The organism is Pseudomonas kairouanensis (genome assembly GCF_004682055.1).
Lineage (GTDB): Bacteria > Pseudomonadota > Gammaproteobacteria > Pseudomonadales > Pseudomonadaceae > Aquipseudomonas > Aquipseudomonas kairouanensis.
In genome coordinates this window covers 20,325-46,066 of sequence record NZ_QUZU01000010.1, presented here as the reverse complement: position 1 = coordinate 46,066, position 25,742 = coordinate 20,325, and the positions used below count along the sequence as shown (strand labels likewise).

Sequence of the window (25,742 nt, the reverse complement as noted above, 5' to 3'; positions counted from 1 at the left end):
ATTTAACGTGCCACCGGCGGCTTGCGCAGCAAACTGTAGGCCATGGTGCCGAGGGCCGCCACGCCAAGCAGTAACACGGCCCAGAGCCCGAGCTTTTTCCAGTTCGTCCCGGCCTGCGCAGTGGCCGCAGGTGTAGTGACCACGACGTCACCGTCCACCCTGGCCTGCCCCAATGCCTTTAGACGCTCGGGACTGTAGCCAGGAATCAGGGTCGACAGCGGCAGGCTCGCCGCCTTGGCCGACACATTGCCCACTGCCAGGGTGAACGGCGGCTCGCCCCGCGCCAGGAACACCAGTTGCGAGGCGCGCACGGCAAACCGCAAGGCTGGTGCGTCGACGCCCAGGCCACCGCCGCGCTCATCCACTTGCAACCTGAGCTCGGTGACGGTCTGGCCTGGGAGCTGCAATTGATCCTGCACGACGTCCTGGCCGTTCTGGGTCAGGCGGTATAGCAAGCCATTGCTCAGCGGCTGCCAAGCCTGCTGGCTGTCCCGGCGACCGGACAATGTCACCGGCGCCAAGGTGTTGGGCTGCTTCAACTCAATGCGCAGGCGCTCGACACTCAAGCCTGCGGGCAACCGCCAGCGGTATTCCCCGGCCTTGAGGCGCGCCCCCGCCAAGGGCTGCGACCACACCAACGGCATCGCAAGGCTGTTGGTCGCACTCTGCAACTTGGCCGACGTCAGCAACGGCGCCGCCTGGCCTTGCCACACCAGGCGCAGGTAACGCGCGCGATGGCCAGGCAGGCTCACGTCATGCTGCTCCACCCGCTCGTCGGCAAAGGACAGGCGCGCCACTTGCCCATCGCCCCAGGCTTCCCAGTGCTGCAGGTCATCGCTGGCCTCAATGCTGAAACGCTGGAAGCCGTCCTGCTCATGGCTCCAGTCGAGGGTCAGTTGCTGCAGCGGCGCCTTGATCGCGCTGGCATCCAGCACCCAGCCGCGCAGCACTTGCTGACCCTTTGTCGAAGACGGGCGAATTTCCAGCAATGTGCCTTCGGTGGTGGACTTCATCACCACGCCGGGCACGGTTTCATGGGTGTCGGCGGCATACAGCGGGAACCACTTCACGTCCGTGACGCTGCGGTTTTCGCTGCGTTGCGACGCTTGGCGCGACAGCGCATAGGCCAAGGGTTCACCCGCTGCATTGAACACGCGCACATCACCGAGGTCGGCCTGACGGGCATTCAATTGCACCGCCAGAGGCACCTGCAGTCGATACCAGGGTCCGTTGCCACTGACCACCAGGGGAACCTGGGTCGTAAAGTCCGCCGGCGCTTCCTGTGCACACACTGCCGAACACAGCATGCCTAACGCCAACCCCGCCAGACTCAGCTTGCCCATCACGACGACGCTCCCTCAGTTTCAACGCCAGTTTCAACGCGCTTGGGCGGCAGCGGCGCGAAGTAGCCCACCACCAGCAACAACCCGCCCACACCGATAAACGACACGATCCGCGCCAGCCCGCCACGGTTGCTCAACTCGACAAAAAACAGCTTGGCCACTACCACCGCAATCAGCGCGGCGCCGATCAGCCACACTTCGCGACGATGGCGCAGGTGGCCGCCGATCATCAGGCCCAGGGCGATCAAGGTCCATACGATCGACAGGCTGGCCTGCACCAGCATCGAGTCGAGTAACGCTTCCAGATGGAAGGGCACGCCGCCCCAATGGTGGGCGGTGCGCATCACCAAGGCCGTGAAGAACGCAAACAGCGAGAGGCCTGCCACACCTTGGGCGATCTGTTCGCGCTGTGGCGCGACGCTGCGTGACCACAGGTACACGCCCAGCAGCGCGAACAATAATCCCAAGTCCAGCGGATTGAGCAGCGGTACATAGGGCAGCGGCTCGGCGGTGCCATCACTGAAGGTATTGGCGAGCCAGAACCAGCCGAGCATCAGCACCGCCAATGGCAAGGCGGCGAGTACGCGGTACTCCCGAGCATACGCCGACACGGGCCACGGCCAACTGCGCTGCGCGCCAGCCAGCACCAGATACAGGCTTGGCAGGATCGCCCAACCCAGCCAGCGCCAGGCGTTGTATTGATCCGAAAGTGATAGCAGGCCGTAGCGCAGTTCCAGCGCCAGCACGCCAATCAACATCCAGCAGCCCAGCACATGGGCAGCGCTCAACACGGCTTGCGGCACCCACGGCGCCAACCGTCGCAACGAGATGAAATGCACACTGAAAACCGCCAGCCAAGCCAGCCAGCCGAACTGCGCGGCCGGGTGGTAGTACTCGGTCCATGCGCCCAACAGCACCAGACCCGCTGCGGGCATCAGCAAAGTGCTGGCAACGCCCAACGCTGCCCAGCGCAAACGCAACGCCAGCGCCGTCCAGATCATCGCACTCAGCGCTGCCGCCAGCAGCAGCAACGGAGCATGGAAGGTCACAGGCGCGGAACGCCACACTTCAATGATCACCGCCAGCGCCCACCAGGCCACGCCCCAGGCCAACAGGCCCTCGGACAGGCGGCCACGGGGCAAGCGCCAAGCACCGATCATCGCCGCCAAGGCAATGATCAGCGGCGTCCATGCGTTGTTTACCGGGTCGAGCGCAAACAACGCGCCCGCCAGCGCTTGCACGGCAATGCCACAACGCACCACGGCTGACGAACCGATGCGCTGGCCGGCCCACAGCGTCGCGAGGCCAGCAATTGCCCAGCTGATGACACTGCCTTGGGTCGAAAACAACAACGGCGCCAGCAGGTAGGCGCAACCCAAGCCCAGGGTGGCAAGCCATGGAGCACCGAGGCGCTCCCAATGACGGGTGTGTTCCGGCGCAGCGTTGTGAATTTGGTAAAAGCTGAACAGCAGCGCTGCGCCGAGCAACAAGGCGCCCAATGGCGGACCTGCTAGCAAAGTGACCTGGCTATTGTGAAGTTCGCTGAGGAAGGCGAGCAGTGAACCCAATTGCAGCAACAAGGCAAACGCTCGCGCGACGGTGCGCTGCTGGCGCATGCCCAGCCAGAAAATCCCCGCACCTTCGACAGCCCAGGCCGCTGCGGTCCAGCGAGCATCGAGGCCCAGGGGAATCGCCAAACTGGCGAAAATCACACCCAGGGCCAGGCAAGTCTCACCCAGCAGCGCAGCGCGCCCGCCACTGAGCAGACGCGCCAGGACCATGTAGACAATGCCCAGGCCCAGCGCGCTGAACGCAGCGCCGAATGCCAGGTGCTGCACCAGCGCAAACTGCAAGCCAAAGCCCACCAGCGGCGGGCCGAACAGCAGGGTGCCATCCACGTAATCGCCCTTGCGCAATTGCGCCCCCAGGCTGTCGCCCTCACCCGCCTCCAGCAGTTTGCGGCGGGCGTACAACAGGCCGATGGCCAGGTACATCACGAAGAACAGGATCAGGAAAGGTTCGGTGCTCCACAGCAGTTCCGGCGTGTAAGAGCGCGTACCCCAGGCGAAACCAATGCCAAACGTGCCGACAAAACCGATGACGTTGAGCGTGCGCCAGGCCTTGAACCAGGCAATCGCGAGAATGCCGGCGTTGAGCAACGCAAAGTAGCTGAACAGCGCCACATGGCTACCGCCGCCGGTAGACACCAGGATGGGCGCCGCAAAACCGCCAAGCGCCGCTGCACAGGCCAACCCCAATGAGTCCTGGGTAATTGCCAGGATCGCTGAAAAAACCGTGACGGCCACCAGCAAGCCCATGGCAGCGCCCGGATCAATCAGCGGGTGCAGACGCATCGCCGCAAACACCGTGAGGTACAACACCGCAATGCCTGCGCCTTGCAGTATCAAGCCGTAGCTGGCGTTGCGCCTGCGCAACCACCAGCCCAGGCCCAGCAGGCCAATGGCGGCTGCCGCCACCCCGGCATAGCGCACTTCAATCGGTACCACCATGCCTTCAGTGGCGTAGCGCAGCAAGAACGCCAGGCCGAGGAACAACAGCACCACGCCCACACGCAGTACGGTATTGCCGCCCAGCAGCCAGTTGCGCGCAGCGTTGACGGCGCGCTCGATCAGGTTGGGGCCACGGGGGGGCGCAGGCGCTTTGGGCGGTGGCTGGCTCGGCTCGGCGACCATCGCAATGGGCGCCAAATCGGCAGGCAGCTCCCAGACGAGGTCGGGGGCCTTGGCGACCGGGGTTGGTTCGGCAATGGGGGATTCGACAATGACGCTGCTGATGGGCGCAGGCACTTCCAGCTGCTGCAAGCGATCACCCAGGGCAATCAACGCTTTCTGCGTGGTTTCCAACTGACGGGCCTGTTTGTCCGCCTGAGCCGACAGTTGCGACAGGCGAATGGCTTGGCCAAGTCCCAAGCCCAACAGCGCACCGATGCCGGCATCGCTGAACGACTCATCGAGCGTCCAGCCGAGCGCGAGGCCAATCAGCATGAAAATCCATTGCATGGTTGATATCCCTAAGCAAACCGGGCTGTAGAAGCGAGCTTGCTCGCGAAGAACGCAAAGATACCGCGTTACATCAGAAAGCACGCGGTATCGTTGACGCCTTTCGCGAGCAAGCTCGCTCCTACAGGGGATCTACTCCAGGGCTTTCCAAATCTCGGTAGCGTACTCGCGAATGGTCCGGTCAGAACTGAACCACCCCATCCTCGAAGTATTGAGCACCGCCGAACGCCACCACGCCTTGGAATCATGCCAATGCGCTTCAACCCGCGCCTGGGCATCCCAATAGGAATCGAAGTCGGCGCACACCAGGAAGCGGTCGTAGTCGATCAACCCGTCGATGAGCCCCACATAACGGCCCGGATCATCCGGCGAGAACACTCCGCCACGGATCGCCTGCAACACATCGTTAAGGCGATGGGAGGCCGCAATATCCTGGCCAGCGTTGAATTCTCCGGCGTGCTTGCGGGCCTCCACCTGCTGGGCGCTGAGGCCGAAGATAAACATGTGCTCGGCGCCCACGCGCTCGTGCATTTCCACGTTGGCGCCGTCCATGGTGCCGATGGTCAGTGCGCCGTTAAGGCCGAACTTCATGTTACTGGTGCCCGAGGCCTCGAAGCCTGCGGTGGAGATCTGCTCCGACAAATCCGCCGCCGGAATGATGCTTTCGGCCAGGCTGACGTTGTAGTTGGGCAGGAACACCACCTTGAGCAAACCGCGCACGGTGGGGTCGTTGTTGACGGTGCGGGCGATGTCGTTGGTCAGCTTGATGATCAGCTTGGCCTGGTGATAGCTGGCCGCCGCCTTGCCCGAGAAGATCTTCACACGCGGCACCCAGTCGGTGCCCGGCTCGGCACGGATCGCCTGGTACAACGCCACGGTGTGCAGCAGGTTGAGCAACTGGCGTTTGTACTCGTGGATGCGCTTGACCTGCACATCAAACATCGCCGCCGGGTTCACCGAAATGCCCAGGCGCTCGTGGATGATGTCTGCCAGTGCACGCTTACTGTGCAGCCGCTGCTCGGAGAACGCTTTGCGAAATGCCTGCTTTTCGGCGAAGGGTTCAAGCTCCACCAGGCGCTGTTCGGGCTTGTCGAGAATGTCCGGGCCCAACGCTTCCACCAGCATGTCGGTCAGTTTGGGGTTGGCCTGGTACAGCCAACGGCGGAAGGTGATGCCGTTGGTTTTGTTGTTGATGCGTTCCGGGTAGAGCTTGTGCAGTTCGGAGAACACCGTGCTGCGCATCAATTGGGTGTGCAAACCAGACACGCCGTTGACGCTGTGGGAACCCAGGAACGCGAGGTTGCCCATGCGCACGCGGCGGCCGTTGTCTTCTTCGATCAGCGACACGGCACGCAGTACGTCAAAATCGTGGATGCCTTTGGCCCGCAGCGAGTCGATATGCTGGGCGTTGATCAGGTAAATGATCTGCATGTGCCGGGGCAGCATGCGTTCCATAAGGCCTACAGGCCAGGTTTCCAATGCCTCGGGCAACAGGGTGTGGTTGGTGTAGGACAGGGTTTCAACCGTCACATCCCACGCGGCTTCCCACGGAATGTCATGCAGGTCCACCAACTGGCGCATCAACTCGGCCACGGCGATGGACGGGTGGGTGTCGTTGAGTTGGATCGCGGCGTGTTCGCCCAGGCTTAGCACCGAGCCATGCATGTTTTTGTGGCGGCGTATCAGGTCTTGCAGGGAGGCGGCGACGAAGAAGTATTCCTGGCGCAGGCGCAGCTCTTGCCCCGCTTCGGTGCTGTCGGCGGGGTAAAGCACCCGGGAGATGCTTTCAGCACGGGCCACTTCGGCGACGGCGCCCAAGTGGTCACCGGCGTTGAAGCGCTCCAGGTGCAGGTCTTCCACCGCACGGGCACGCCACAGGCGCAGGGTGTTGACGCTGGCCCCGCGCCAACCGACCACCGGGGTGTCGTAGGCAATGGCGCGCACGGTTTCGTTGGGCGTCCATACCTGGATCAGCTTGCCGGAATCGTCGGGCTTGGTTTCGACGCTGCCGCCAAAGCCGATGGGGTACACCACCTCTGGCCGTTCGAATTCCCAGGGGTTGCCGAAATCCAGCCAGTGCTCGGTTTGCTCCTGCTGCCAGCCATCGACAATCGCCTGGCGGAACAAGCCGTGTTCATAACGGATGCCGTAGCCGTGGCCGGCAACGCCCAGGGTCGACATGCTTTCCATAAAGCACGCGGCCAGGCGGCCCAGGCCACCGTTGCCCAGCGCCGCGTCGGGCTCCAGCAGGCGGATGCGTTCAAGGTCGACCCCCAGCTCCGCCAGGGCCTCACGGGCGATCTCCAACACGCCGAGGTTGCTCAGGCTGTCGTAGAGCAAGCGGCCGATCAGGAACTCCAGGGACAGGTAATACACCCGCTTCTGGCCTTTGCGGTAAATGCGCCGGGTGTGGTCCATCCAGTGATCGACCATCTGGTCGCGCGCGGCCAGGGCAATGGCTTCGAACCAGTCATGGTCGAAGGCGTGATCCGGGTCCTTGCCCACCGCATAGGTGAGCTTGGTCAAGACGGCATCGCGAAATGCGGCTACCTCTGCTTCTCGTGCAAGTGGTTCCTGAGACATCAAATGCGACCTCGGGCGAGATAGAAGGAGTTGCTAGAGCCTAGACGGTCTGACAGACGGTGACCGCTCTGGTTCGGCACTTTTTTAACGCATTTACCTTTGCAGGGTTTTGATGCATTGGCCGTGCCTGCTTTTGCAGCAAGCGCACCTTCTGGCCGAAACCCAGAAAATATTGTTCAAAAAATCACCAATCCCGGTATGATCGCGCGCCCGGATACAGCCCCACCTTTTGGAACCCTGATGAAGCCTCAATTGATCGCCGCCGCGGAACTCGACCGTCTAGAGACCTGGCAGAAATATTCTGCCCACATGTGCGGCGGCTGCGTGTCCAGCTGCTGCACGCTGCCGGTGGAAGTGAAGGTCAAGGACCTGATCCGCATCGGCCTGGTCGATGAGTTCGAGCTGGGCGAACCGGCGAAAAACATCGCCAAGCGGTTGCAGAAAGAGGGCATCGTTGAGCGCTTCAACTCCAAGTCCGAAATTTTTACCCTGCAGCGCATGAGCAATAACGATTGCCTGTTCCTGGATCGTAAGACGCGCTTCTGCACTATTTATGACAAGCGCCCGGATACTTGCCGCAACCACCCGAAGATCGGGCCGCGGCCAGGGTATTGCGCGTACAAGCCAAAAGAAGTGGTGCGCGAGACCAAGTTCAAGACGCTCGACAAGTTCTGATCCAAGTTTTTTATTGCCTGGACTACCGCTTTCGCGAGCAAGCCCGCTCCCACATTTGAATGCATTCCAAAGTTGGAACTCGGTCAAATGTGGGAGCGGGCTTGCTCGCGAAGGGGCCGGCACAGTCACCACCTATTTTGCAGGCACAAAAAAACGCCCCCGGCCTTTCGACCGGGGGCGTTTTTCATTCAGCCTGAGTTAACTCAGTTCTTGGCTTTCTTGGCAGCGCGGGTACGCTCGCCTTCGTCCAGGATCTTCTTACGCAGGCGGATCGACTTAGGCGTGACTTCGCACAGCTCGTCGTCCTGGATGAATTCCAGGGCCTGTTCCAGGGTGAAGCGAACAGGTGGTACCAGAGCGATGGTTTCGTCTTTGCCCGAAGCACGCATGTTGTCGAGCTTCTTGCCTTTGGTTGGGTTGACGCCCATGTCGTTGTCACGGCTGTTCAGACCAACGATCTGACCGTTGTAGATCTCTTGACCGTGTTCAACGAACAGCTTGCCACGCGCCTGGAGGGTTTCCAGGGAGTAGGTCAGTGCCTTGCCGGTTTCTACCGATACCAGAACACCGTTCTGACGGCCGGACATGTCGCCGGACTTCATGGTGTCGTAGCGATCGAAGATCGAGGTCAGGATGCCAGCACCGTTGGTCAGGGTCAGGAACTGGTTACGGAAACCGATCAGACCACGAGCAGGGATGTTGTATTCCAGACGTACACGGCCTTTGCCATCCGGCACCATGTTGGTCAGGTCGCCTTTACGCAGACCCATCTCTTCCATCACCTTGCCCTGGGATTCTTCCGGGGTGTCGATGGTGACGTTTTCAAACGGTTCCTGCTTCACGCCGTCAACCTGACGGATGATCACCTCTGGACGACCAACGCCCATTTCGAAGCCTTCGCGACGCATGGTTTCGATCAGTACCGAGAGGTGCAGCTCACCACGGCCGGAAACCTTGAACTTGTCAGCCGAGTCGCCTTCTTCAACGCGCAGAGCAACGTTGTACAGCAGCTCTTTGTCCAGACGCTCCTTGATGTTACGGGAGGTCACGAACTTGCCTTCTTTACCGCAGAAAGGCGAGTCGTTTACCTGGAAGGTCATGGAAACGGTTGGCTCGTCAACGGTCAGAGGCTTCATCGCCTCGACGGTGTCCGGGTGGCACAGGGTGTCGGAGATGAACAGCGAGTCCATACCGCTGATGCACACGATGTCGCCAGCAGCCGCTTCTTCAACGTCTACACGGTGCAGACCGTGGTGACCCATCAGCTTCAGGATACGACCGTTACGCTTCTTGCCGTCGGCGCCGATAGCCACAACCGGGGTGTTGGGCTTGACGCGACCACGAGCGATACGGCCAACGCCGATAACACCCAGGAAGCTGTTGTAGTCCAGTGCGGAGATTTGCATCTGGAACGCGCCGTCACGGTCAACAGCCGGTGCTGGTACGTTGTCGACGATCGACTGGTACAGCGGGGTCATGTCTTCAGCCATGTCGTTGTGGTCCAGACCGGCAATACCGTTCAGGGCCGAGGCGTAGACGACTTTGAAGTCCAGCTGTTCTTCGGTGGCACCCAGGTTGTCGAACAGGTCGAAGATCTGGTCCAGAACCCAGTCCGGACGCGCGCCTGGACGGTCAACCTTGTTGATGCACACGATCGGACGCAGGCCGGCTTCGAAAGCCTTCTTGGTCACGAAACGGGTTTGCGGCATAGGGCCGTCCTGGGCATCAACCAGCAGCAGAACGGAGTCAACCATCGACATTACGCGTTCTACTTCGCCGCCGAAGTCGGCGTGGCCCGGGGTGTCCACGATGTTGATGTGGTAGCCGTTCCAGTTGATGGCGGTGTTTTTCGCCAGGATGGTAATACCGCGCTCTTTTTCCTGGTCGTTGGAGTCCATCACGCGCTCGTCGTTGAGCTCGTTGCGCTCCAGGGTGCCGGATTGACGCAGGAGTTTGTCTACCAGGGTGGTTTTACCGTGGTCAACGTGAGCAATGATGGCGATGTTACGTAGATTTTCGATCACTTGTGTATCTCGATCAGAGGATTCGGTGTGCTGACAGGTCGTGGCAGCGATTAACAGTAGAGTCAGGCCTTGCCGTTACAGCTTGACGGCAGAGTCGGGGGGCCGGTGACGCAGGCCACAGGCAAACAGCCCCGGGCTCTTAGCTCGGTCGATAAACGCGCACATTGGCATGCCCCTCACTGAGCAAATGGTGGGCATGCAGGCGACTCATCACGCCTTTGTCGCAATACAGCAGGTACTGACGGCTGTTATCCAGTTCCTTGAAACGCGCGTTCAGTGCGTAGAACGGCAGCGTTTGCACGTCGATGCCAGCAATTTCCAGCGGCTCGTCTTCAGCAGCATCCGGGTGACGGATGTCGATGACGATCTGGCCGGCCAGGGCTTCGCTGACTTCTTCGATCTTCACGTCCTGGCCCAATTCGTCGATCACGCGATCGATCGGCACCAGTTTGGCGTTCTCGAGCGCACGCTCCAGAATCGCCATGTCGAATTCTTTCTCTTCATGCTCCACGCGGTGACGCTTGGCGTGGGTCTTGGGGTTCACCGAAATGACCCCGCAGTATTCAGGCATGTGCTTGGCAAAGTCGGCGGTGCCGATTTCTTCTGCCAGGTCGATGATGTCCTGCTTGTGGCTGGCGATCAGCGGGCGCAATACCAGCTTCTCGGTGACGCAGTCGATGATCGACAGGTTGGGCAGCGTCTGGCTGGACACCTGGGAGATCGCCTCACCGGTCACCAGCGCATCGATTTGCAAGCGGTCGGCAATCTGCGACGCGGCGCGCAACATCATACGCTTCAATACCACGCCCATATGACCGTTATCGACTTTACCGAGAATTTCTCCCAGCACTTCCTCGAACGGCACGCTTACAAATAGCACGCGCTGGGAGCTGCCGTACTTCTTCCAGATAAAGTGCGCGACTTCCATCACGCCCAATTCGTGTGCACGCCCGCCCAGGTTGAAGAAGCAGAAATGGCTCATCAGGCCGCGACGCATGATCTGGTAGGCCGCCACCGTGGAATCGAAACCGCCAGACATGAGCACCAGGGTCTGTTCCAGGGCGCCCAGCGGGTAGCCGCCGATGCTGTTGTGCTGGCTGTGGATCACAAACAACCGTTGGTCGCGAATTTCCATGCGCACTTCAATTTGCGGCGCTTTTAGGGAAATTCCGGCGGCGCCGCACTCGCGACGCAGCTTGCTGCCGACGTATTTCTCTACATCCATGGAGCTGAACGTGTGCTTGCCGGCGCGCTTGCAGCGCACCGAAAAAATCTTGCCTTCGAGCTCGCTGCCGTAGTGCAGTTTGCACTTGTCGGTGATGTCGTCGAAGTCGCCCAGCGGGTATTCATCTACCTGCAGGAAATGCGCGATGCCCGGCATGCAGCTCAGGCGCTCGGTCATGTCCTTCAAGGCTTTGGCGTCGGTAATGCGGGTTTCCAGTTCGAGGTTGTCCCACACGCCGTTCACCACCACAGCCGGGTCCAGGTCTCGGAGCACGGCACGGATGTTCTTGGCCAACTGACGGATGAAACGCGTCCGTACCGGTCGGCTTTTGATGGTGATCTCGGGGAAGACTTTAACGATTAATTTCATGGAAACAGCGCGCGCCGGGCCTGCTGAAAAAGGGGGGCGCGGATTATAGCGGAAATCGCTCAAGGTTTAACCAGTTAATATGCATCACAGTCGCCACGCACTATATGAGTGCATTTGCAGCCTGATGCGCCACATTGCGGTGCGCTATTTTCGGGCTTTTGTCGCATTGCACCTTTATAGGGGCGTTTTTGGACCAAAAAACCCATGTTGGCGCACTGGCATGCAATTTGCTCTCTTGTGAGGCAGGTTGCCATGGCGGAGTATCCGCGCCGGCATCACCCACATTCTAAGGGCTAACTCCACTACCCAGCCCGAAGCCACCCGGAGGACACTATGTCGAAGTCGGTTCAACTCATCAAAGATCATGACGTTAAATGGATTGATCTGCGCTTCACGGACACCAAAGGCACTCAGCACCACGTGACCATGCCGGCTCGCGACGCGCTGGAAGACGACTTCTTTGAAGTCGGCAAGATGTTCGACGGTTCCTCCATCGCTGGCTGGAAAGGCATCGAAGCCTCCGACATGATCCTGCTGCCGGACGACGACAGTGCCGTACTGGACCCATTCACCGAAGAGCCGACCCTGATCCTGGTCTGCGACATCATCGAACCTTCGACCATGCAGGGCTATGACCGCGACCCACGCGCCATCGCCCACCGTGCCGAGGAATACCTGAAGACTACCGGTATCGGTGACACCGTATTCTGTGGCCCTGAGCCAGAGTTCTTCATCTTCGACGAAGTGAAGTTCAAGTCCGACATCTCCGGCTCCATGTTCAAAATCTTCTCCGAGCAAGGCTCGTGGATGTCCGACCAAGACATCGAAGGCGGCAACAAAGGCCACCGTCCAGGCGTCAAAGGCGGCTACTTCCCAGTGCCTCCGTTCGACCACGACCACGAAATCCGTACCTCCATGTGCAACGCGCTGGAAGAAATGGGCCAGGTCGTTGAAGTTCACCACCACGAAGTGGCAACTGCTGGCCAGAACGAAATCGGCGTCAAGTTCAACACCCTGGTGAAGAAGGCCGACGAAGTTCAAACCCTGAAATACGTTGTTCACAACGTGGCTGACGCTTACGGCCGCACCGCGACCTTTATGCCTAAGCCTCTGTACGGCGATAACGGTTCGGGCATGCACGTTCACATGTCCATCGCTAAAGATGGCAAGAACACTTTCGCAGGCGAAGGTTATGCCGGCCTGTCGGAAACTGCCCTGTTCTTCATCGGCGGTATCATCAAGCACGGTAAGGCCCTGAACGGCTTCACCAACCCTGCGACCAACTCCTACAAGCGTCTGGTACCAGGCTTCGAAGCTCCGGTCATGCTGGCCTACTCGGCACGCAACCGTTCCGCCTCGATCCGTATTCCTTACGTCAACAGCCCACGTGGCCGTCGTATCGAAGCACGCTTCCCGGACCCGGCTGCCAACCCGTACCTGGCTTTCGCAGCCCTGCTGATGGCTGGCCTGGACGGTATCCAGAACAAGATCCACCCTGGCGACGCCGCCGACAAAAACTTGTACGACCTGCCGCCTGAAGAGGCCAAAGAGATCCCACAAGTGTGCGGTAGCCTCAAAGAAGCCCTGGAAGAGCTGGACAAGGGCCGTGCGTTCCTGACCAAAGGCGGCGTGTTCAGCGACGACTTTATCGATGCCTACATCGCCCTGAAAAGCGAAGAAGAAATCAAGGTTCGCACCTTCGTACACCCACTGGAATACGAGCTGTACTACAGCTGCTGATCCGGTAGCGCTGCTTAACGTGGCGTGACAAAAAAGACCTCCTTCGGGAGGTTTTTTTTTGCCCGGATATTTTGGGCTTACGCCGCATCCAATCTGTGAATCCAATTAAACATGTGGGAGCGGGCTTGCTCGCGAATGCGGTGGGTCAGATAGAGCATCTGTGCCTGATACACCGCATTCGCGAGCAAGCCCGCTCCCACAGTTGATTTGTGTGCATTCAGCGCTTCCTGAACAACTTTCACGAAACCGCACTATATTGGTGCGACAGCTTGCACCCTACCCACCTAACCAACCCATTTTGGTTCGAAACTTCCCGAGCAAGCTGGCAGAACGCCACAGTTTCGCGCCTTAAACCCCCATTTCAGGGCTTTCGCGCTTCTTTTCGGAGCCTTGGTTTGGTTTTTGCATTTTCCTTGTATCAGCGTGTGCCTCAAGCCCGCGCCTTGCTCCAAAAGAGGTCCTGATGACCATCAGCGATGCACTGCACCGTTTGTTACTCGACAACCTGACCACCGCGACCATCCTGCTCAATGACGATTTGCGTCTTGAGTACATGAACCCGGCGGCGGAGATGCTCCTGGCCATCAGCGGCCAGCGCAGCCATGGGCAGTTCATCAGCGAATTGTTCACCGAGTCGGCCGAAGCCCTGAGCTCCTTGCGCCAGGCGGTGGAGCAGGCACACCCGTTCACCAAGCGCGAAGCGATGCTCACTGCCCTCACCGGCCAGACGCTGACCGTCGACTACGCCGTCACCCCCATCCTGAGCAACGGTGCCACCCTGCTGTTGCTCGAAGTGCACCCACGCGACCGCCTGCTGCGCATCACCAAGGAAGAAGCCCAGCTGTCCAAACAGGAAACCAGCAAGATGCTGGTGCGCGGCCTGGCTCATGAGATCAAGAACCCGCTGGGTGGCATCCGTGGCGCCGCGCAACTGCTGGCCCGCGAGCTGCCCGAAGAACACCTCAAGGACTACACCAACGTCATCATCGAAGAGGCCGACCGCCTGCGTAACCTGGTGGACCGCATGCTGGGCTCCAACAAGCTGCCGTCGCTGGCCATGACCAACGTGCACGAAGTGCTGGAGCGCGTGTGCCAGCTGGTCGAGGCCGAGAGCCAGGGCTGCATCACCTTGGTGCGTGACTACGACCCAAGCATTCCCGATGTGTTGATCGACCGCGAGCAGATGATCCAAGCGGTGCTCAATATCGTGCGCAACGCGATGCAGGCTATCAGCAGCCAGAACGAACTGCGCCTGGGTCGCATCAGCCTGCGCACCCGCGCCTTGCGCCAGTTCACCATCGGCCATGTGCGCCATCGCCTGGTTACCAAGGTCGAGATCATCGACAACGGCCCAGGCATTCCTGCGGAACTGCAGGAAACCATTTTCTTTCCCATGGTCAGCGGCCGCCCGGACGGTACCGGGCTGGGCCTGGCCATTACCCAGAACATCATCAGCCAGCACCAGGGACTGATCGAATGTGAGAGCCATCCTGGCCACACCACGTTCTCGATCTTTCTGCCTCTGGAACAAGGAGCCCCATCGACATGAGCCGTAGTGAAACTGTCTGGATCGTCGATGACGACCGTTCTATCCGCTGGGTCCTCGAGAAAGCCTTGCAACAGGAAGGCATGACCACCCAGAGCTTCGACAGCGCCGACGGCGTGATGAGCCGCCTGGCTCGCCAGCAACCGGACGTGATCATCTCCGACATCCGCATGCCCGGCGCCAGTGGCCTGGACCTGTTGGCGCGCATCCGCGAGCAGCACCCGCGCCTGCCGGTGATCATCATGACTGCGCACTCGGACCTGGACAGCGCTGTCGCGTCCTACCAGGGCGGCGCCTTTGAATACCTGCCCAAGCCGTTCGATGTGGACGAGGCAGTGGCGCTGGTCAAGCGCGCCAACCAGCACGCCCAGGAACAGCAAAACCAGGAGGCCCCGCCAGCCCTGACCCGCACCCCGGAAATCATCGGCGAAGCGCCGGCGATGCAGGAAGTGTTTCGCGCCATCGGGCGCTTGAGCCACTCCAATATCACCGTGCTGATCAACGGCGAGTCGGGTACCGGTAAAGAGCTGGTGGCGCATGCACTGCACCGTCACAGCCCACGGGCGGCCTCGCCGTTCATCGCGCTGAACATGGCGGCGATTCCGAAGGACTTGATGGAGTCCGAGTTGTTCGGCCATGAAAAAGGCGCGTTCACCGGCGCAGCCAACTTGCGTCGCGGGCGCTTTGAACAGGCCGACGGCGGCACCTTGTTCCTCGATGAGATCGGCGACATGCCGGCCGATACCCAGACGCGCTTGCTGCGCGTACTGGCGGACGGCGAGTTCTATCGCGTTGGCGGGCACACGCCGGTCAAGGTTGATGTGCGCATCATCGCGGCGACCCACCAGAACCTCGAAACCCTGGTGCACGCGGGCAAGTTCCGTGAGGACTTGTTCCACCGCCTCAACGTGATCCGCATCCACATTCCGCGCATGTCGGACCGTCGCGAAGACATCCCGACCCTGGCCCGCCACTTCCTCAGCCGCGCCGCCCAGGAGCTGGCCGTCGAGCCCAAGCTGCTCAAAAGCGAGACCGAGGAATACCTGAAGAACCTGCCGTGGCCCGGCAACGTGCGCCAACTGGAGAACACCTGCCGCTGGATCACGGTAATGGCGTCCGGTCGCGAAGTGCACATCAGCGACTTGCCGCCGGAGCTGCTGAGCCTGCCGCAAGACTCCGCCCCAGTGACCAACTGGGAACAGGCGCTGCGTCAGTGGGCTGACCAGGCGCTGGCGCGCGGCCAGTCGAACCTGCTGGACAGCGCGGTGCCGGCGTTTGAGCGGATCATGATCGAGACTGCCCTGAAGCACACCGCCGGGCGCCGCCGCGATGCCGCCGTGTTGCTGGGTTGGGGGCGTAACACCCTGACCCGCAAGATCAAGGAACTGGGGATGAAGGTCGATGGTGGGGATGATGACGAGGGTGATGACGCCTGATTCTCAGATCCACTGAAAATCCAATGTGGGAGGGGGCTTGCTCCCGATGGCGCCCGGTCAGTCACAGCCTATGTGGCTGATACACCGCCATCGGGAGCAAGCCCCCTCCCACATTTGTATCTCCATTAGTTTCGCGATTGTGCACCGCTTGAAGGCACCATGAACCGGCATCGGGCACCGACTCAAGACCTGGAATATCGGCCTGATTGAAAACTCTTCGAAGCCCAGAAACACCAAAGCCCCGTATTCCGGGGCTTTGCGCTTTCTGGAAAAAATTTTTTGCACAACCTGGCCACTCTGGCACGCGCCCTGCAATAACCCTCGTACAACCCAGTTTCGGGGACCTTGGTACAGGCAGGCCGAGAATCCCCTCTTTACACCCGGGGTGCTTGATGCGAATCGCGTCGCGCTCCACACCGCTTTGGGGAACCTCGGTACAGGCAGGCCGGGGATTCCCTCTTTAACACCGAAGCCTCTGGCTTCACCCCGTTTTGGGAGCCCTGGTACAGGCAGGCCGGGAACTCCCTCTTTTATTGCTCTTGGAGATGGATCTCCAGCCGCCAGCGGCCTTCGGCCGCTGCGCCCTTCCACTCTGCGCGCAGCGGCCGAGCCGCTACCAGGTTCAGCAGCAGGCCGCTGTCGGTCTTGCGGATGCGCCAGTTCACATCCTTGTCGTTGACCTTGAGCTTGCCGCCTGCAGGTGCTCCCTGTGCATCGAACAACAGCGCCACGGTGCCGTCGATATGCTCGCCGTGCAGCTTGGGCTCGCTGTTGAACCACACCACCACGCCGTCCGCCGCCGTCTCAACCTGCTGCAGCTCAACCGGGTCCGGGGTGGTCAGGCGACCGATCATCAGCCCCACCATCATGCCCACAATCGCCAAAGAGCCCATGACCCTCGGCATTAGCTTCGGCCTTGGGTCCTCTTCGGGGGTAGAATGCAGCGCATCTTTACCTTCGGAGCCGTGCATGTTTCACGTCATCCTTTTTCAACCAGAAATTCCGCCGAATACCGGCAACGTTATCAGGCTGTGCGCCAACAGTGGCTGCCACCTGCATTTGATCGAGCCCCTAGGCTTCGACATGGACGATAAACGCCTGCGCCGTGCCGGGCTGGACTACCACGAGTACGCCACGCTCAAGCGTCATGCCGACCTGGCCAGCTGCCTGGAAAGCCTGGGGCACCCTCGGTTGTTCGCGTTCACCACCAAGGGTTCGCGGCCGTTTCATGATGCCAGTTTTGCAGAGGGTGACGCCTTCTTGTTTGGCCCCGAGAGCCGTGGCTTGCCGGCCGAGGTGCTGGATGCCTTGCCGGATGGCCATCGCCTGCGCTTGCCGATGCGCGAAGGGTGCCGCAGCCTGAACCTGTCCAACACCGTAGCAGTCGCCGTCTACGAAGGCTGGCGCCAACTCGGCTTCAAGTAACACCGCAAACAAATGTGGGAGGGGGCTTGCCCCCGATGACGGAGTGTCAGTCAACACTGAGGTGACTGATCCACCGCTATCGGGAGCAAGCCCCCTCCCACATTGGGTTCTGCATCACGTTCAAGATTATTGAACGGTCGGCGCGCCTTCCTGTTGCATGCGCTGCAGCTCTTGGGCGTACAGGGCATCGAAGTTCACCGGCGCCAGCATCAACGCTGGGAACGAGCCACGGGTGACCAGGCTGTCCAGGGTCTCACGGGCATACGGGAACAGGATGTTCGGGCAGAACGCGCCCAGGGTGTGGCTCATGGACGCTTCGTCCAGGCCCTGGATCAGGAAGATACCGGCCTGTTGCACTTCAGCGATGAAGGCTACTTCTTCGCCGTTCTTGACGGTGACCGACAGGGTCAGCACGACTTCGTGGAAGTCGCCTTCCAGGGCTTTTTGGCGGGTGTTCAGGTCCAGTGCAACGCTTGGGGTCCACTCCTGGCGGAAGATGGCCGGGCTTTTCGGCGCTTCGAACGACAGGTCACGCACGTAGATGCGCTGCAGCGAGAACTGTGGGCCTTGGTCTTGCGCAGCTTCGGTGTTCTGTTGGTCAGTCATCGCAGATCCTTGTGATCTTGGGGTCTTTTAGGGGTTAGGCGAGCAGCGCATCGAGCTTACCGGCGCGCTCCAGGGCAAACAGGTCGTCGCAACCACCGATGTGCTTGGCGCCGATCCAGATCTGCGGCACGGACGTGCGCCCCGCCTTCTGGGCCATTTCGGCGCGCACCTGGGGTTTGCCATCGACCTTGATCTCTTCGAAGGCAACGCCCTTCTTCTCCAGCAAGGCCTTGGCCCGCATGCAGTAAGGGCACCAATCGCTGGAATACACGACAACCTGGCTCATATCACTTCACCAGTGGCAGGTTATCGGCCTTCCAGCTGCCGATACCGCCGGACAGCTTGGCGGCGGTGAAACCGGTCTTGAGCATTTCGCGGGCGTGGGTGCCGGCGTGCTGGCCTTGGGCGTCGACCAGGATGATGGTCTTGGCCTTGTGTTTTTCCAGCTCGGGCAGGCGCGCGATCAGCTTGTCCTGCGGAATGTTCAGGGCGCCTACGATATGGCCGGCGGCAAATTCCTTGGCCGGGCGGATATCAACAACCACGGCTTCATCCTTGTTGACCAGCGCGGTCAGCTCCGCCGTGCTCAGGCTGCGGCCGCCGCGGCTCAACTCGTGAGCGATCAGCAGCGCCAGCAGGATGACGAAGGCACCCACGAGCAGGTAGTGGGCAGTGGCAAATGCAATCAGGTGATCAACCATCAAGGAGGTTCCAGGGCGTTAAAATGGCGGTAAGTATACACAGCCGTCAGGGGGGGCCAACCCCCGTAAAGCGGTGACGTGGTCGGAACTTCGCTTTAAACTGCCACTCCCTTTTCAATCGCCTTCCTTTATTACTGCCACGAGAGGATCTATGACTACTACGCCTAAACCTTTGGTCCTGATAATTCTCGATGGCTTCGGACACAGTGAAAGCCACCACGACAACGCGGTGTGGGCGGCCAAGAAGCCGGTCCTCGATCGCCTGACTGCCACTGTCCCCAACGGCCTGATCTCCGGCTCCGGCATGGATGTGGGCCTGCCGGATGGCCAGATGGGCAACTCGGAGGTCGGCCATATGAATCTGGGCGCCGGACGAGTGGTCTATCAAGACTTCACCCGTGTGACCAAAGCGATCCGCGATGGCGAGTTCTTCGAGAACCCGACCATCTGCGCCGCCGTCGATAAAGCCGTAGCCGCCGGCAAGGCCGTGCACTTCATGGGCCTGCTGTCGGACGGCGGCGTTCACAGCCACCAGGACCACCTGGTCGCCATGGCCGAGCTGGCGTTCAAGCGCGGCGCCGACAAGATCTACCTGCACGCCTTCCTCGACGGCCGCGATACCCCGCCGAAAAGCGCGCAATCGTCCATCGAACTGCTGGACGCCACGTTCGCCGCCCTGGGCAAGGGTCGCATCGCCAGCCTGGTGGGCCGTTACTTCGCCATGGACCGCGACAACCGCTGGGACCGCGTCTCCCAGGCCTACAACCTGATCGTCGACGGTCAGGCCGAATTCAACGCCGCCACCGCCCAGGAAGGCCTGGAAGCCGCCTACGCCCGTGGCGAGAGCGATGAGTTCGTCAAGGCCACCACCATCGGCGAGCCGGTCAAGGTCGAAGACGGCGACGCCGTGGTGTTCATGAACTTCCGCGCCGACCGCGCCCGCGAATTGAGCCGCGTGTTTGTCGAAGACGGTTTCAAAGAGTTCGAACGTGCGCGTCAGCCGAAGGTGCAGTACGTCGGCCTGACCCAATACGCCGCCAGCATCCCGGCCCCGGCCGCGTTTGCACCCGGCAGCCTGGAAAACGTGCTGGGCGATTACCTGGCCAAAAACGGCAAGACCCAACTGCGTATCGCTGAAACCGAAAAATACGCCCACGTGACCTTCTTCTTCTCCGGCGGCCGCGAAGAGCCGTTCCCAGGCGAAGAGCGCATCCTCATTCCATCGCCAAAAGTCGCCACCTACGACCTGCAGCCGGAAATGAGCGCGCCCGAAGTTACCGACAAAATCGTCGACGCCATCGAACACCAGCGTTATGACGTGATCGTGGTCAACTACGCCAACGGTGACATGGTGGGCCACAGTGGCAACCTGGCAGCAGCGACCAAGGCCGTGGAATGCCTGGACCAATGTGTCGGCCGCATCGTCGATGCCCTGGAAAAAGTCGGCGGCGAAGCGCTGATCACCGCCGACCACGGTAACTGCGAGCAGATGTCCGACGAATCCACTGGCCAGGCCCACACTGCGCACACGACCGAGCCGGTGCCGTTCATTTATGTAGGCAAGCGTGATTTGAAAGTGCGCGAAGGCGGCGTGCTGGCGGATGTGGCGCCGACCATGCTGAAGCTGATGGGGTTGGAGAAGCCGGTTGAGATGACCGGGACTTCGATCCTGGTCTGATTCCTGGCATCACCGCAAAACAGTGTGGGAGGGGGCTTGCCCCCGATTGCAGTGGGTCAGCTAACACATGCTTGGCTGACACACTGCTATCGGGAGCAAGCCCCCTCCCACATTAGATCTTAGGTGCTTGATAGATATCGTTGTGCCATACCCCGCCACTCGGCGCCTAACTTACTCCCCACTCCGAATTGGGCGTTTTTTTTGCAGCGCTTGGCGGGCATACTAGGCCGTCCATTTCCCTGGTGTCGCCCGCCTCTATGCTTCGCGCCTTGATTACCCTCGCTCTTGTATGCCTGCTCCAACCGGCGTTTGCCGATGAGCGCGCACAAACCCAACAACAGTTGGACGCTACGCGTCAGGACATTACCGAGCTGAAAAAACTGCTCGGCAAGCTCCAGGAAGAGAAATCCGGGGTGCAAAAAGACCTGCGCGGCACGGAAACCGAGATGGGCAAGCTGGAGAAGCAGGTCCAGGAGCTGCAAAAAGAACTAAAGAAGAGCGAGTCGGAACTGGAGCGACTCGACGCTGAGAAAAAAAAACTCCAGAGCGCACGCGTTGAACAGCAACGCCTGATCGCGATCCAGGCCCGCGCCGCTTATCAAAACGGCCGCCAGGAATACCTAAAGCTACTGCTCAACCAGCAGAATCCCGAGAAATTCGCGCGCACCCTCACTTACTACGACTACCTGAGCAAGGCCCGCCTGGAGCAATTGAAAAGCTTCAACGAGACCCTGCGCCAGTTGGTCAACGTCGAGCAGGAAATCGCCAACCAGCAGTCCCAGCTCGAAGACCAGCAAAACGCCCTCACCGCCCAGCGCGACGAGCTGGAGAAGGTGCGCAAGGAGCGCCAACTGGCCCTGGCCAAGCTCAATGACGACGTAAAGGCCCGCGACGCCAAGCTGCAAGCTCGCGAGCAGGACCAGGCCGACCTGGCCAAAGTGCTCAAGACCATCGAAGAAACCCTGGCCCGCCAGGCGCGTGAGGCTGAAGAAGCGCGGCAAAAAGCGCTGATCGCCCAGCAGGAAGCCGAAAAAAAGCGCCAGCGTGAGGCCGAACTGGCCGCCACCACGGACGCCCCGGCGCCGCGTAAACCGGCGCGTGCTGCTCCTGGCCCACTGGTTTCCAGTGCTGGCGAGAACTTCGGCGGCCCTTTTGCTTCAGCCCGCGGCAAACTTCCATGGCCAGTTGATGGTCGATTACTGGCACGCTTTGGGGAAACCCGTGGCGATGACACCCGCGCCAAGTGGGACGGCGTGATGATCAGCGCCTCCGCCGGCAGCCAGGTGCATGCCGTTCATGGTGGGCGCGTGGTGTTTGCCGATTGGCTGCGAGGCGCCGGTTTGTTGGTGATTCTTGACCACGGTAATGGCTATTTGAGCCTTTACGGCCACAATCAGACGTTACTCAAGTCGGCAGGTGATGTTGTAAAAGCCGGTGAATCCATCTCCACTGTGGGTAACAGTGGTGGCCAGGACACCCCGGCGCTGTACTTCGCTATTCGTCAGCAGGGTCGCCCGAGCGATCCTGCACAATGGTGCCGTTCCCAAGGATAGGGGCGCATCTACATTAGGAGTTCGTTCGACATGCTGCATTTGTCCCGCCTCACTTCGCTGGCTCTGACCATCGCCCTGGTGATCGGCGCGCCCCTGGCGTTCGCCGACCAGGCCGCCCCGGCTGCACCCGCCGCCACGGCCGCGACCACCAAGGCGCCGCTGCCGCTGGACGAGTTGCGCACCTTTGCCGAGGTCATGGACCGCATCAAGGCTGCCTATGTCGAACCCGTAGACGACAAGACCCTGCTGGAAAATGCCATCAAGGGCATGCTCAGCAACCTGGACCCGCACTCTGCCTACCTGGGCCCGGAAGATTTCGCCGAGCTGCAGGAAAGCACCAGCGGTGAGTTCGGCGGCCTGGGCATTGAAGTCGGCTCCGAAGATGGCAACGTCAAGGTCGTGTCGCCTATCGATGACACCCCGGCGTCCAAGGCTGGCATCCAGGCTGGGGACTTCATCGTCAAGATCAACGGCCAGCCCACCCGTGGCCAGACCATGACCGAAGCCGTCGACAAGATGCGCGGCAAGATCGGCCAGAAGATCACCCTGACCCTGGTACGCGATGGCGGCACGCCGTTTGACGTGACACTGACCCGCGCGACCATTACGGTGCGCAGCGTGAAGAGCCAACTGCTGGAGTCGGGCTACGGCTATATCCGCATCACCCAATTCCAGGTCAAGACCGGCGACGAAGTGGCCAAGGCCCTGGCCAAGCTGCGCAAAGACAACGGCAAGAAGCTCAACGGCATCGTGCTCGACCTGCGTAACAACCCAGGCGGCGTGTTGCAGGCGGCGGTGGAAGTGGTCGACCACTTCATCACCAAAGGCCTGATCGTGTACACCAAGGGCCGTATCGCCAACTCCGAGCTGCGCTTCTCGGCCACCGGTAACGACCTGAGCGAAGGCGTGCCACTGGCCGTGCTGATCAACGGCGGCAGCGCCTCGGCCTCGGAAATCGTCGCCGGCGCCCTGCAAGACCAGAAGCGCGGTGTGCTGATGGGCACCACCAGCTTCGGCAAGGGCTCGGTACAGACCGTATTGCCGCTCAACAACGAGCGCGCCCTGAAGATCACCACGGCGCTGTACTACACGCCAAACGGGCGCTCGATCCAGGCCCAGGGCATCGTGCCAGACATCGAAGTGCGCAAGGCCAAGATCACCAGCGAAGCCGACGGCGAGTACTACAAAGAGGCCGACCTGCAAGGTCACCTGGGCAATGGCAACGGCGGCGCCGACCAGCCAACCGGCAGCGGCACCAAAGCCAAGCCGATGCCGCAGGACGACGACTACCAGTTGGCCCAGGCACTCAGCCTGCTCAAAGGCCTGAGCATCACCCGCAGCCGTTGATATGCGCGTTGCCTTGATCATCGCTGTGCTGTTCAGCCTGGCCGGAGCCGCCCACGCGACCCCGGCCAGCGAGCCCCACAAAGCCTACCTGACGCTTATCATCGATGACCTTGGGCAAAACCTGCCCAGGGATCGTCGCGTGCTGGCCCTGCCTGGGCCGGTGACCACGGCGATCATGCCCGACACGCCCCACGCCGCCGAATTCGCTCGTGAGGCGCACAAGGCCGGCAAGATCGTGATCCTGCACATGCCCATGGACCCGGCCACCGGCCCGTTCGCCTGGCACCCCGAGTTGCCCATAGAAGAACTCGGCAAGCGCCTGGACGCCGCCTTCAAGGCCGTGCCCTACACGGCGGGTATCAACAACCATATGGGCAGCCGCATGACCGCGCAGCCTGAGGCGATGGCCTGGTTGATGGGCGAACTGCAACGGCGCAACAAGTTCTTTGTCGACAGCCGAACCAGCGCGCAAACCGTCGCCGCCGCCCAAGCGCAGAAGATTGGCCTGGCCAGCGTCTCGCGGGATGTGTTCCTGGATGACGAACGCACCGAAGCGGCCATTACCACGCAGTTGCAGACGGCAATCAAGCTGGCCCACAAACAGGGCTCGGCGGTAATGATTGGCCACCCTTATCCGCAGACCCTGGCAGTGCTGGAGCGCGAATTACCCAAGCTCAAGGCCCAGGGTGTGGAGTGGATCGACATCAAGCTGATGATCAGCGTGCGCAGCAACCAGGCCATGGCCGGGCATGGCAAGGACGGTACCTACCGCCCCGCCTCTAGATAAGTACCGCTGGCCTCCCACCTGCCTCCTGAATAGTGAGCCCTTCAGCTCACTCTTACAGGACACTTCATGAATATCACCCCCATTGCGCTTTGCGGCCTGCTGCTTGCCAACTTGCCGGGCGCGCTGATTGCCGCCCCAAGGGACTTCGGCGAAGGTATGGTGAATGCCAGCGCCGCGCGCCTGCTCACCAATGCCCGACACGAACACGTCCACTGGAACGGCGTAGGCCGTATCAGGAACGAATCCCAGACCCTGTGCACCGCCACCTTGCTCGACACCCGCGACGCGGACGGCAAATCCGGCCCGGCCTATGTGCTCACCAGCAGCCACTGCCTGCATCGCCTCAATAGCGCGGTGCAAAAAGACTTGCCGATCAAGGGTACCGTCAGCTTCAACTATTTCGACGACACCCTGGAATCACTCAAGAACTACCCGCTAAAAACCTTGAAATGGAGCAGCAGCCAGGGCATGGACCTGGCGATTATCGAATTGCAGGCCTCGTTGGCCGCCCTGCTCAAAGACGGCATTACTCCACTCAGGCTCGCCGAAGAAGTACCTGCCGACGGTAACGACATCCTGGCGCTGATCGCACCCGAATGGGACACCTTGCACCTCGCGGCCTGTACCCAGCAGAGCTCCCGAGAGCTGGTGGAGCAGCCTTTCGTCTGGCGAATCACCATGAAAAACCAATGCACAGGCATCACGCGCGGCGCCTTTGGCGGACCGTTGCTCGACCGGGCGACCAATACGGTATTCGGCATTCTCAGCACCAGTACCACCGGGCAGACCGAAGAGCGCAAATGCCAGCGGGACTCGCCCTGCGAGGTCAACAGCGGGCAGCCCATCTGGCATCCCGAGACCAACTATGGCAGCCCGGTGACCTTTCTCAACGAATGCTTTAAAGCCGGGGTTCTACAGCCCGACAGTGAACACTGCGATCTCTACCCGATCACCGCCATAAGCTTCAATAACCCAGAACCTATCCAGCAATACTTCGTGAAAACGCCCGGCGGCAAAACCAAAAGTATCGTGCCGCGCTGGAACCTGACCTTCACCACCAACACCCCTTTCTACCGCTACAAGACCACACGACGCGCCATCGATTGCGAGAGCCCGGTGAACTACAGCGCCCCCATCAAGGCCGAAAACGCCTACATCAACGACGCTATCGGCCCACAAACCGGTATGCACATGTTATGCATCGTCGGCGTGTCCTCTCCCGATCAACCAGTGACCAATGGCATGATGAGAAACGCCCTGACCCTCGCGGTCGAACTCGCCGAACCCGGCCCCGCCCGCACCCCCAACCTTGTCATCAGCCTCGATAAACAAGGGCTTGGGGCCTATACCGTGATCTGGAACCTGGCCCCGCCCTTCATGCAGCGCTACATCTACAAATATGGCCCCGCTGCGACCACAGATTGCCTGCGCCCTGCTGGCTTCCTGCCGATCCCACCCGAGCCTGTGCCTGAGGACGATGACGACGAACCCATCGAACTGGTGCACCCACTCAACGATTTTCCTGGCATGCCGCTGGAGAAGTTTGATCAACTGATCAGCGCACGAACCTCGCCGATCAAGATTTGCACCTACGCATACGACCAGGCCGACCAGCCTTCGACCCTGCGGGTCGACCTGCTCAAACCCCATTGAATCCACCTTAAATAGCTACCGCTCGGCCCCG

Annotated in this window: 19 protein-coding genes; 10 read left to right on the top strand and 9 right to left on the bottom strand. The window is 60.8% G+C overall.

Features of this window, described 5'->3' with window-relative positions:
* Positions 1-2: 2 nt before the first annotated feature.
* The 3 genes from DYL59_RS10580 to DYL59_RS10570 all read right to left on the bottom strand — a co-directional run bounded on the left by DYL59_RS10580 (position 3) and on the right by DYL59_RS10570 (position 6,946).
* Complete coding sequence (locus tag DYL59_RS10580; RefSeq protein WP_135289137.1) at positions 3-1,343, bottom strand: DUF3999 domain-containing protein; 1,341 nt, start codon at positions 1,341-1,343, stop codon at positions 3-5.
* Positions 1,343-4,363, bottom strand: coding sequence for a DUF2339 domain-containing protein (locus DYL59_RS10575; protein WP_135289136.1), 3,021 nt, complete (start codon positions 4,361-4,363; stop codon positions 1,343-1,345). The genes DYL59_RS10580 and DYL59_RS10575 overlap by 1 nt, the downstream gene beginning before the upstream one ends.
* 132 nt (positions 4,364-4,495) lie before the next feature.
* Complete coding sequence (locus DYL59_RS10570) at positions 4,496-6,946, bottom strand: glycogen/starch/alpha-glucan phosphorylase (protein WP_135289135.1); 2,451 nt, start codon at positions 6,944-6,946, stop codon at positions 4,496-4,498.
* Positions 6,947-7,186: 240 nt separating this feature from the next.
* On the opposite strand from DYL59_RS10570, the gene DYL59_RS10565 reads away from it, so the two are divergent.
* On the top strand, positions 7,187-7,621 hold the full coding sequence (locus DYL59_RS10565; RefSeq protein ID WP_135289237.1) for a YkgJ family cysteine cluster protein: 435 nt from the start codon (positions 7,187-7,189) through the stop codon (positions 7,619-7,621).
* Between the two features lie 203 nt (positions 7,622-7,824).
* Here the strand turns inward: DYL59_RS10565 and typA are convergent, their stop codons facing one another.
* The gene (gene typA / locus DYL59_RS10555) at positions 7,825-9,645 is read right to left on the bottom strand and encodes a translational GTPase TypA (RefSeq protein WP_135289133.1); all 1,821 of its coding nucleotides are present in this window, start codon (positions 9,643-9,645) and stop codon (positions 7,825-7,827) included.
* A 139-nt stretch (positions 9,646-9,784) separates the two neighbouring features.
* The gene (gene thiI, locus DYL59_RS10550; RefSeq protein ID WP_135289132.1) at positions 9,785-11,239 is read right to left on the bottom strand and encodes a tRNA uracil 4-sulfurtransferase ThiI; all 1,455 of its coding nucleotides are present in this window, start codon (positions 11,237-11,239) and stop codon (positions 9,785-9,787) included.
* Positions 11,240-11,572: 333 nt separating this feature from the next.
* On the opposite strand from thiI, the gene glnA reads away from it, so the two are divergent.
* From glnA to ntrC, 3 genes are all read left to right on the top strand, one after another.
* Entirely contained in the window at positions 11,573-12,979 is a 1,407-nt protein-coding gene (gene glnA / locus DYL59_RS10540; RefSeq protein WP_017734852.1) for a glutamate--ammonia ligase, read from the top strand.
* A 463-nt stretch (positions 12,980-13,442) separates the two neighbouring features.
* Positions 13,443-14,528, top strand: coding sequence for a nitrogen regulation protein NR(II) (gene glnL, locus DYL59_RS10535; RefSeq protein ID WP_056860661.1), 1,086 nt, complete (start codon positions 13,443-13,445; stop codon positions 14,526-14,528).
* Positions 14,525-15,961 carry a nitrogen regulation protein NR(I) gene (gene ntrC, locus DYL59_RS10530; protein ID WP_048723367.1) on the top strand — a complete coding sequence of 479 codons (1,437 nt, stop codon included), beginning with the start codon at positions 14,525-14,527 and terminating at the stop codon, positions 15,959-15,961. The genes glnL and ntrC overlap by 4 nt, the downstream gene beginning before the upstream one ends.
* Positions 15,962-16,491: 530 nt before the next feature.
* Here the strand turns inward: ntrC and DYL59_RS10520 are convergent.
* Positions 16,492-16,932 (bottom strand): hypothetical protein, encoded by a 441-nt coding sequence (locus DYL59_RS10520; RefSeq protein WP_135289130.1) that lies wholly within the window; start codon positions 16,930-16,932, stop codon positions 16,492-16,494.
* On the opposite strand from DYL59_RS10520, the gene DYL59_RS10515 reads away from it, so the two are divergent.
* Positions 16,931-17,386 (top strand): tRNA (cytidine(34)-2'-O)-methyltransferase, encoded by a 456-nt coding sequence (locus tag DYL59_RS10515; RefSeq protein ID WP_003171120.1) that lies wholly within the window; start codon positions 16,931-16,933, stop codon positions 17,384-17,386. The genes DYL59_RS10520 and DYL59_RS10515 overlap by 2 nt on opposite strands.
* 126 nt (positions 17,387-17,512) lie before the next feature.
* Here the strand turns inward: DYL59_RS10515 and secB are convergent, their stop codons facing one another.
* From secB to DYL59_RS10500, 3 genes are read right to left on the bottom strand one after another with little or no spacing between them, the layout of a single operon-like run.
* The gene (gene secB / locus DYL59_RS10510) at positions 17,513-17,992 is read right to left on the bottom strand and encodes a protein-export chaperone SecB (RefSeq protein ID WP_005783933.1); all 480 of its coding nucleotides are present in this window, start codon (positions 17,990-17,992) and stop codon (positions 17,513-17,515) included.
* Positions 17,993-18,026: 34 nt separating this feature from the next.
* The gene (gene grxC, locus DYL59_RS10505; RefSeq protein ID WP_017734847.1) at positions 18,027-18,278 is read right to left on the bottom strand and encodes a glutaredoxin 3; all 252 of its coding nucleotides are present in this window, start codon (positions 18,276-18,278) and stop codon (positions 18,027-18,029) included.
* Position 18,279: 1 nt separating this feature from the next.
* Complete coding sequence (locus DYL59_RS10500) at positions 18,280-18,693, bottom strand: rhodanese-like domain-containing protein (protein ID WP_135289129.1); 414 nt, start codon at positions 18,691-18,693, stop codon at positions 18,280-18,282.
* Positions 18,694-18,844: 151 nt separating this feature from the next.
* On the opposite strand from DYL59_RS10500, the gene gpmI reads away from it, so the two are divergent.
* The 5 genes from gpmI to DYL59_RS10475 all read left to right on the top strand — a co-directional run bounded on the left by gpmI (position 18,845) and on the right by DYL59_RS10475 (position 25,711).
* Positions 18,845-20,371 (top strand): 2,3-bisphosphoglycerate-independent phosphoglycerate mutase, encoded by a 1,527-nt coding sequence (gene gpmI / locus DYL59_RS10495; protein WP_135289128.1) that lies wholly within the window; start codon positions 18,845-18,847, stop codon positions 20,369-20,371.
* Positions 20,372-20,628: 257 nt separating this feature from the next.
* Positions 20,629-21,924, top strand: a complete 1,296-nt coding sequence (locus DYL59_RS10490) for a murein hydrolase activator EnvC family protein (protein ID WP_135289127.1) — start codon at positions 20,629-20,631, stop codon at positions 21,922-21,924.
* Between the two features lie 30 nt (positions 21,925-21,954).
* Positions 21,955-23,271 carry a S41 family peptidase gene (locus tag DYL59_RS10485; protein ID WP_135289126.1) on the top strand — a complete coding sequence of 439 codons (1,317 nt, stop codon included), beginning with the start codon at positions 21,955-21,957 and terminating at the stop codon, positions 23,269-23,271.
* A 1-nt stretch (position 23,272) separates the two neighbouring features.
* Positions 23,273-24,058, top strand: a complete 786-nt coding sequence (locus DYL59_RS10480) for a divergent polysaccharide deacetylase family protein (RefSeq protein ID WP_135289125.1) — start codon at positions 23,273-23,275, stop codon at positions 24,056-24,058.
* Between the two features lie 66 nt (positions 24,059-24,124).
* The gene (locus DYL59_RS10475; protein WP_135289124.1) at positions 24,125-25,711 is read left to right on the top strand and encodes a trypsin-like serine protease; all 1,587 of its coding nucleotides are present in this window, start codon (positions 24,125-24,127) and stop codon (positions 25,709-25,711) included.
* The last annotated feature ends 31 nt before the right edge of the window (positions 25,712-25,742 follow it).